Source organism: Acinetobacter sp. UBA3132 (genome assembly GCF_002364825.1).
GTDB lineage: Bacteria > Pseudomonadota > Gammaproteobacteria > Pseudomonadales > Moraxellaceae > Acinetobacter > Acinetobacter schindleri.
The window spans coordinates 1-7880 of sequence record NZ_DEZM01000069.1 but is presented as its reverse complement, the minus strand read 5'-3'; the positions used below and the strand labels follow the sequence as shown (position 1 = coordinate 7880).

General features: G+C 44.9%; 6 protein-coding genes and 2 tRNA genes. 5 read left to right on the top strand and 3 right to left on the bottom strand.

Annotated features, from left to right (window positions below; genetic code table 11):
• From B4033_RS03130 to B4033_RS03110, 5 genes are all read left to right on the top strand, one after another.
• A partial coding sequence (locus B4033_RS03130; RefSeq protein ID WP_286832040.1) for an ABC transporter substrate-binding protein occupies window positions 1–965 on the top strand: 965 nt, incomplete at its 5' end.
• An 18-nt stretch (window positions 966–983) separates the two neighbouring features.
• Window positions 984–2051: a microcin C ABC transporter permease YejB gene (locus tag B4033_RS03125; RefSeq protein ID WP_286832038.1), complete on the top strand. Its 1068-nt coding sequence runs from the start codon at window positions 984–986 to the stop codon at window positions 2049–2051.
• On the top strand, window positions 2051–3064 hold the full coding sequence (locus B4033_RS03120) for an ABC transporter permease (RefSeq protein WP_004810683.1): 1014 nt from the start codon (window positions 2051–2053) through the stop codon (window positions 3062–3064). Before B4033_RS03125 ends, B4033_RS03120 begins: the two co-directional genes overlap by 1 nt.
• Window positions 3039–4625 carry an ABC transporter ATP-binding protein gene (locus tag B4033_RS03115; RefSeq protein WP_286832042.1) on the top strand — a complete coding sequence of 529 codons (1587 nt, stop codon included), beginning with the start codon at window positions 3039–3041 and terminating at the stop codon, window positions 4623–4625. Before B4033_RS03120 ends, B4033_RS03115 begins: the two co-directional genes overlap by 26 nt.
• Window positions 4626–4728: 103 nt before the next feature.
• Window positions 4729–5973, top strand: coding sequence for an NADH:flavin oxidoreductase/NADH oxidase family protein (locus tag B4033_RS03110; RefSeq protein WP_286832035.1), 1245 nt, complete (start codon window positions 4729–4731; stop codon window positions 5971–5973).
• A gap of 53 nt (window positions 5974–6026) precedes the next feature.
• Here B4033_RS03110 and B4033_RS03105 read toward each other — a convergent pair whose 3' ends face one another.
• The 3 genes from B4033_RS03105 to B4033_RS03095 all read right to left on the bottom strand — a co-directional run bounded on the left by B4033_RS03105 (window position 6027) and on the right by B4033_RS03095 (window position 7880).
• On the bottom strand, window positions 6027–7439 hold the full coding sequence (locus B4033_RS03105) for an iron-containing redox enzyme family protein (RefSeq protein ID WP_286832033.1): 1413 nt from the start codon (window positions 7437–7439) through the stop codon (window positions 6027–6029).
• Between the two features lie 243 nt (window positions 7440–7682).
• Window positions 7683–7758 (bottom strand) — tRNA-Glu (locus tag B4033_RS03100).
• 46 nt (window positions 7759–7804) lie between these two features.
• A tRNA-Glu gene (locus B4033_RS03095) sits at window positions 7805–7880 on the bottom strand.

Genomic DNA, 7880 nt, shown 5'->3' with positions numbered 1-7880 from the left:
CAGCCATCAAGGACAAGATGGTGGTGAAATACAACTTCAATCATGAAAACCCGATTCCGACACAAAGCTTTGTATTTAATACCCGTCGTGCACCAATGCAGGATATTCGCTTTCGTCAGGCCTTAACTTATGCCTATGATTTTGAGTGGCAGAACAAGGCACTGTTTTATGGTCAATACCACCGTTTACAAAGTTATTTTGCTAATAGTGAGCTGGAAGCGAAGGGCATGCCTTCAGCTGAAGAACTGGCGATTTTAAAGCCTTATCTGGCTAAGTTAGATCCGATTCAGCGTGCTGGTGTGCTGAAAGCCTGGAAATATCCAGTTTCGGATGCTTCAGGCTTTAATCGCAAGAATTTACTGGTCGCGCGGGAATTGTTACTCAAGGCGGGTTACCGTTATCACAATGCGCAACTGACTGATCCAAAAGCTAAGCCGATTCGACTTGAGTTCCTGATTCATCAGGATGGTTTGCAACGTACCTTAATGCCTTTTATACGTAATCTGAAACGGCTGGGTATCACGGTGAATATCCGTCATGTCGATGTACCTCAGTATATTGAACGTATGCGCAGTAAAGATTTTGATATGACGACCAATGTCTTGCCACAGTCTCTCAACCCGGGCAATGAGCAGGCACAGTTCTGGAGTAGTGCGTCAGCAGATCAGCCGGGTAATTACAATTATGCGGGTATCAAAAATGCTGTGATTGATGATGCTATTACTAAGGTGATTCAGGCACCGGATCGCCAGCAATTGGTGATTCGTACCAAAGTATTGGATCGTCTGCTGCGTGCTGGTTATTATCAGATTCCGACCTATGGGAAAGGCGGCAACTGGTATGCTTACTGGAATATGTATGAGCAGCCAAAGATCAAGCCAAAGCTTGCTGTTGGATTCGACTTCTGGTGGAGTAATCCACAAAAAGCTGCACAAGTGAGCCAATATTTACGTCGTCAAAAATAATAAGGAATATCACTGACAATGGGAACCTACATACTTAAGCGGCTCTTGCTGATTATCCCGACTTTATTTTTGATTCTGCTGATTAATTTCATTGTCATTCAGATTGCGCCGGGTGGACCGGTCGAACAGGCCATTCAACAGGCAGAAACTTTTCAGGGCATGGGCGGAACCACAGGTGCAGAAACTGCACAGTCCAAAAGCAGCTATCAGGGTGCCAAAGGCCTGAGTGACGAGATGGTGGAAAAAATCAAGGCTCAATATGGTTTTGATCAGCCCGCTCATATCCGTTTTTGGGAAATGCTGAAAAGCTATGTGCAACTAGATTTCGGCATCAGTTTCTTTAAAGATAAACCTGTAACTACATTATTATTAGAAAAATTACCAGTTTCTCTGTCATTGGGACTGTGGAGCACTTTGCTGATTTATCTGGTCTCGATTCCACTCGGGATTCGAAAGGCACGTCAGCATGGCAGCCTGTTTGATAAATCCACTTCGATGCTGCTCGCCGTGGGTTATGCCATTCCGGCTTTTGTCTTTGCCATTTTACTCATCGTATTTTTTGCGGGTGGTTCCTATTTCCAATGGTTCCCATTGCAAGGGTTGGTGTCGGAAAACTTTGCTGAATTGTCCTGTTTCGGAAAAATTAAGGATTACTTCTGGCATATGACCTTGCCATTACTGGCGATGGTAATTGGCGGTTTTGCCGGGCTGACTTACTTAACCAAATATTCTTTTATGGAAGAGCTGAGCAAACAGTATGTACTGGCAGCACGTGCCAAGGGCTTAAATGAATCGCGTGTGCTATATGGACACGTCTTCCGAAATGCCATGCTGATTGTCATCGCGGGTCTGCCGGAAGCACTGGTCGGGATCTTCTTTGTCGGTAACCTGTTTATTGAAATTATCTTTAACTTAGATGGATTAGGTCTGCTTGGTTTTGAAGCGATTGTACAGCGTGATTATCCGGTGATTTTTGGGACCTTATTTATCTTTACTTTGCTTGGGCTGATTCTGCGTTTGATCAGTGATGTGATGTATCAGGTAATTGACCCGCGAATTAACTTTGACTCGCGAGGTGCCAAATAATGTCACCGATCATGCGAGCGCGCTTGCAGCGTTTTAAGGAAAATAAACTCGGCTTCAGCTGCTTTATTATCTTTATCATTATTTTCATTTTGTCCTTAGGTTCAGAACTGATTGCTAACGATAAACCATTGCTGGTGAGATATGACAGTTCACTATATGTGCCGGCATTTAAGACTTATCCGGAAACCACATTTGGTGGTGTGTTTGAAACTGAAGCAGATTATAAAGATCCCGTCGTCCAGCAGTTAATCAATGCCAAGGGCTGGGCATTGTGGCCACTGATTGAATATTCCTACCAGACGCCAAACCTGGAACTGGCAGTGCCTGTGCCGTCTGAACCCACGCCACAAAACTGGCTAGGGACTGATGACCAAGGTCGTGATGTGTTGGCGCGAATCCTTTACGGTCTACGAATATCATTGCTGTTCGGCTTCGCACTGACCATCGCATCTGCCGTGATCGGCATTATAATTGGTGCGATTCAGGGCTACTATGGTGGCTGGATTGATCTGGCAGGGCAACGCGTTCTGGAAGTCTGGGGTGGCTTGCCGATGCTGTTTATGGTGATGATTCTGGTCAGCATGTTTACCCCAAACGTGTACTGGCTATTCCTGATCATGCTGCTGTTCGGCTGGACTACCCTGGTTGGTCTGGTGCGGGCTGAATTTTTACGGGCGCGTAATTTTGACTATGTGCGTGCCGCACGTAGCCTTGGTGTTTCTGATCGTGCGATTATCTTCCGGCATATTTTACCCAATGCCATGAGTTCGAGTCTGTCCCAGTTACCCTTTATGCTGACGGCTAATATTACCGCACTGACAGCACTGGATTTTCTTGGTTATGGATTGCCACCTGATGCGGCTTCACTGGGTGAATTGCTGCTACAAGGCAAAAACAATCTGAATGCGCCGTGGCTGGCTTTATCCGGCTTCTTTACGCTGGCCATAGTTCTATCTTTACTGATCTATATTGGGGAGGCGACGCGTGATGCATTCGATCCAAGACGTCAATAACGCAACACCGCTTCTACAGGTCGAAAATCTGCAGATCAGCAGTCTAGATCAGGTACTGGTACAACAGCTAAGTTTTGAATTGTCTGCCGGGCAGACCTTGGCGATTGTCGGTGAAAGCGGTTCAGGTAAATCGATTAGTACTCTGGCAATCTTGGGTTTGTTGCCAAGAAATTTAAAGGTACAAGGCCGGGCGGTATTAGATGGTCAGAATTTACTGACGCTGTCTCAGCTCCAATTACGTCAGATTCGCGGCAAGAAAATTGCCATGATCTTTCAGGAGCCGATGACGGCACTCAATCCCTTGCATCGGGTAGAAAAGATCATTGGCGAAACCTTGTTGTTGCAGGGCTGGTCTAAAGCCAAGGCACGAGAACGGGTGCTGGAGTTACTGAAGGATGTTGGTATTCCTGAACCTGAGGACAAACTAAGACGTTATCCGCATGAATTATCTGGTGGCCAGCGTCAGCGCGTGATGATTGCCATGGCATTGGCACTAGATCCAGATATCTTGATTGCAGATGAACCAACTACCGCACTCGATGTCACCTTGCAAGCCCAGATTTTACATTTGCTGAAATCTTTACAGCAGAGTCGGCAGATGGCGATGATTCTGATCAGTCATGACCTGAATCTGGTGAGACGCTATGCTGATCAGGTGATTGTCATGAACAAGGGCTGCATTGAAGAACAAGGTGAAGTACAACAAATCTTTAATTTACCCCAATCAACTTATACCCAAGACTTGCTCAATCATGATTTTGGTCAGGCACTGCCTTTAGAGCAAACTGAAACCTTGCTCGAACTTAAGCAGGTAGAAGTCAAATTTCCCATTAAACAGGGTCTACTGAATCGCATTAAGGACTATGTCACTGCTGTCGAACCGCTTGATTTAAGCATGCTACAGGCGCAATCGATTGGAGTGGTGGGCGAAAGTGGTTCAGGTAAAAGCTCACTTGCTTTGGCCATAGCACGATTGATTGAAAGCCACGGTCAAATCCTTTTGGAAAATCAAGATTTGAATCAATTGTCTGAAAAAGCCTTACGACCATTACGTAGTAATTTTCAGATCGTCTTCCAGGATCCATTTAGCAGTCTGAATCCGCGTATGACCATCGAACAGATCATTGGTGAAGGGTTGGGCTTGAAAGCGACGACCAATGAGCAAATCCGTAGTCGTGTCGAGGAAGCTTTAGTGCGGGTAGAGCTGCCCGCATCTTTTAAAGACCGCTATCCGCATGAGCTTTCTGGGGGGCAGCGTCAGCGTGTATCATTGGCAAGAGCATTGATTTTAGAGCCAAAACTTTTAATTCTGGATGAGCCGACTTCTGCGCTGGACCGTACTACACAACGTGCAATTGTGAAACTGTTACGTCGTATCCAACAGGAAGAAGGAATTAGCTACCTGTTTATCAGTCATGACTTACAAGTGGTACGTGCACTCTGCCAGCAGGTTTTAGTACTGCATCATGCACAAGTTATGGAGGTTCAGGAGACTGAACAATTATTCCTGCACCCACAAACTGACTATACCCGCCAGTTAATTGCAGCCAGCCAATATTAAAACTACAAATCTTTTTAAATGAAATTGACATGGGTCATTGTCAATTTCTTGCTGACAGGGTATAACACCGACAGAATAAAAGCATAATGTTTAGGAAAAAAGTATGACACAACTGACAGATTCAATTCAGATTCGTAATACCCTCTTTAAAAACCGTATCATCAAAGGTGCTATGAGCGAGGCACTCGCTAATGATGCTGGTCAGCCGAATGACTCACATTTGAAACTCTACGAAGCCTGGGCTAAAGGCGGGCTAGGTTGTGCGATTACGGGTAATGTCATGGTGGATTTTCGTGCCAAGAATGAACCGGGTGTTATAGTCGCTGAAACAGAACGTGACCTGAACAAACTCAAGGCTTGGGCAGAAGTTGGCAAACGTCATGGTATGGTGCAACTGGTGCAGTTGTCACATCCGGGGCGTCAATGTCCGAAAGGGTTGAACCGGGAAACTGTAGCACCATCGGCAGTGCCATTTAGTCCGGCACTGGCTGTCAGTTTTGGTACCCCACGTGAACTGCGCGAAGATGAAATTCTGGATATTATCCAGCGTTTTGCAGCTTCTGCTGCAATTTGTGAAAAAGCAGGATTTGAAGGCGTACAGCTTCATGGTGCGCATGGCTATCTGATCAGTCAGTTCTTATCACCATTGACCAATAAACGTCAGGATCAGTGGGGTGGCAGTATTGAAAACCGTACCCGTTTCTTATTAGAAATCTATAAGGCAGTCCGTGCTGCGACTTCAGAAAATTTCATTATTTCCGTTAAACTGAATTCGGCTGATTTCCAGCGTGGCGGTATCACCGAAGAAGATGTGATCTATATCTTTAAAGCTATTGATGCAGTAGGCATTGACCTGATTGAGGTGTCCGGCGGTAGCTATGAAGCACCAGCAATGGCAGGCGTTAAAGCGGATAAACGTAAAGCTTCCACGATTGCCCGTGAAGCCTATTTCCTGGATTTTGCCGAAAAAATCCGTCAGGAAGTGAGCTGCCATATTATGGTGACTGGCGGTTTTAGAACTGCTGCTGGTATGAATGCTGCACTTGAGAGTGGTGCCTGTGATTTTGTTGGTATTGCCCGTCCGTTTGCAGTAGAAACTGATCTGGGGCAGAAGCTCGTGGCAGGGCAGGATGTACGCTATGCGGTAGAGAAGATTAAAACCGGTATTCCAATGATTGATAAAATGGCAATCATGGAAATCATCTGGTATGCCGCACAGTTTAAACGGATTGTTCAAGGTAAGCAGCCAAATCCCAAACTGTCACCATTAAAAGTTTTCCTGCATTATCTAAAAGGCAATGTCACTGCTGTGATTAAAGGACAGATTAATTCACGTAAATCTGCATAACCTGATCTACATATAAAAAGGCACCTTATGGTGCCTTTTTATATGCAACAGAGTTAGCTGAATTGCACCGCTTGGGTCTGGAAAGGAAACAGGATTTTAGAGACCTGTTGTGTCGCCCAAAGTCCAAGCTGCTGATAATGACAATGTGGTGCTACATAAGGCGTGAGAATCTCCAGTTTTTCTTCATTATTGTCACAACGCTTTAGATGCAAGCGAAGTTCTTCCAGCTTATGCTGCTCTTGCCGGCTGATTATCGGTGTTTGCGTCCGTAGTTGATGTGAAGAAAGCCGTCGAGCCAGTTCTGGACCTTGAATCCAGTCACGAATTATCTGTTTCTCTGTGGCATTAAATACGCCAAACATCTTGCCATCTGGATCATCAATCAGTTTCCAGAAACGGCTTTGCTCTACAGACAGTCCACGTTGGATCCAGCCTTTATCCATCATGACCTGTAGAAAATCCTGAATCTGTTCAGGTTGTGACAACCACTCATTGATGGTCTTGCCGCTAAACTGGCATTTCTGGTTATGAATGTACTGACCAATTAAAGCTTTCTGCTGAAACAGTTTCAACACCTGGGCATCGAGATCTAACTCACGCACGATCTGGGTAGAGCTTTTGCCTATGTCATTCAGCAAGTAACCCTGTTTGACCATTTCCAGATAGCGCTCCGGGTGTTCTGCAGAACGATATAGATCCAGGAAAGCTTGCAGGGATTTTTGCGCATGGCCATTATGCGCATTATCAATCGTGATGTGCACATTAAAGTAATGCGGATTGATACCGAGTTCAGCCAGTTCATAATTGGTCATCAATAAATGTAGCGGTAGTTGTTCATAGCCCAGATTAAAGCCAATCACCAGCGGTAAATATTCAGCTGGCGCATAAGCTAAAGCCAACTGGACAGCTGCCTGTTCATAATAGCGGTCGTCGAGTTGTTCGCTATAGGCAGTGAGTTCATAGTTATTTAGCAGATCCTGATACATGGTGACATGGTTGGCTTGTGGATGACCTAGCCCCAGCTCTTCCAGATAAATATGAATCAGGTCTTTAAGCGCAGGTTGATCCGCATGTTCCAGAGTAGAGTATAACCATGAGCCATCGACCATTTTTGTAGGTGCAACCCGGTAGAGAAATTCAAATGCATGCGATACCGTAGCAAAGTATTCACGTTGTCCGCCTTGTTTGCGACGGCTGAGATAATCCTGAAATATGCCACAAATTTTATGATGTTCTTCTAAAAAATGCGTAGCAGCATGTTCGGGTTGGTCGAGCCAGCTCATAGAATCCAGATCGATGTGCTGGATTAACTGACTGAGGTATTGTTCTGCCGAATCTGTTTTTGTTTTTTTAGAGATCTGCTCATCCAGAAAAAAATCCACCCAATCTTTGAAGCTTTTAGTTGGTTCTTGAACAAGATTTTCAAATGGGGGTGCAGTTAAACAAAACTCCGTACTCGTGAACATAATCTTATCCTTGCATATTGGCTCCTAACTCACCTTAGCCTTATGTGAAAGATCAGATGTTTGGTTTTTGTTCGATTTTATGGCGGAAAATACAAGGACTTTGCAAAAGTGCGTAAATTTTTAGAGGTTTATTATTTTGAATATATGGTAAAAATAAATTAAATTGAAGGCAATAAAAAAGCCCAGGTCACAATGCCTGAGCTTTTTTATGAGAAGATCATTTTAAGATAATCATCTCGAATATGGCGTCCCTACGGGGATTCGAACCCCGGTTACCGCCGTGAAAGGGCGATGTCCTAGGCCTCTAGACGATAGGGACAGTACAGAAGATAGATTTTAAAACCTTTACTTTCAATTTAAAGTAATGGCGTCCCTACGGGGATTCGAACCCCGGTTACCGCCGTGAAAGGGCGATGTCCTAGGCCTCTAGACGATAGGGAC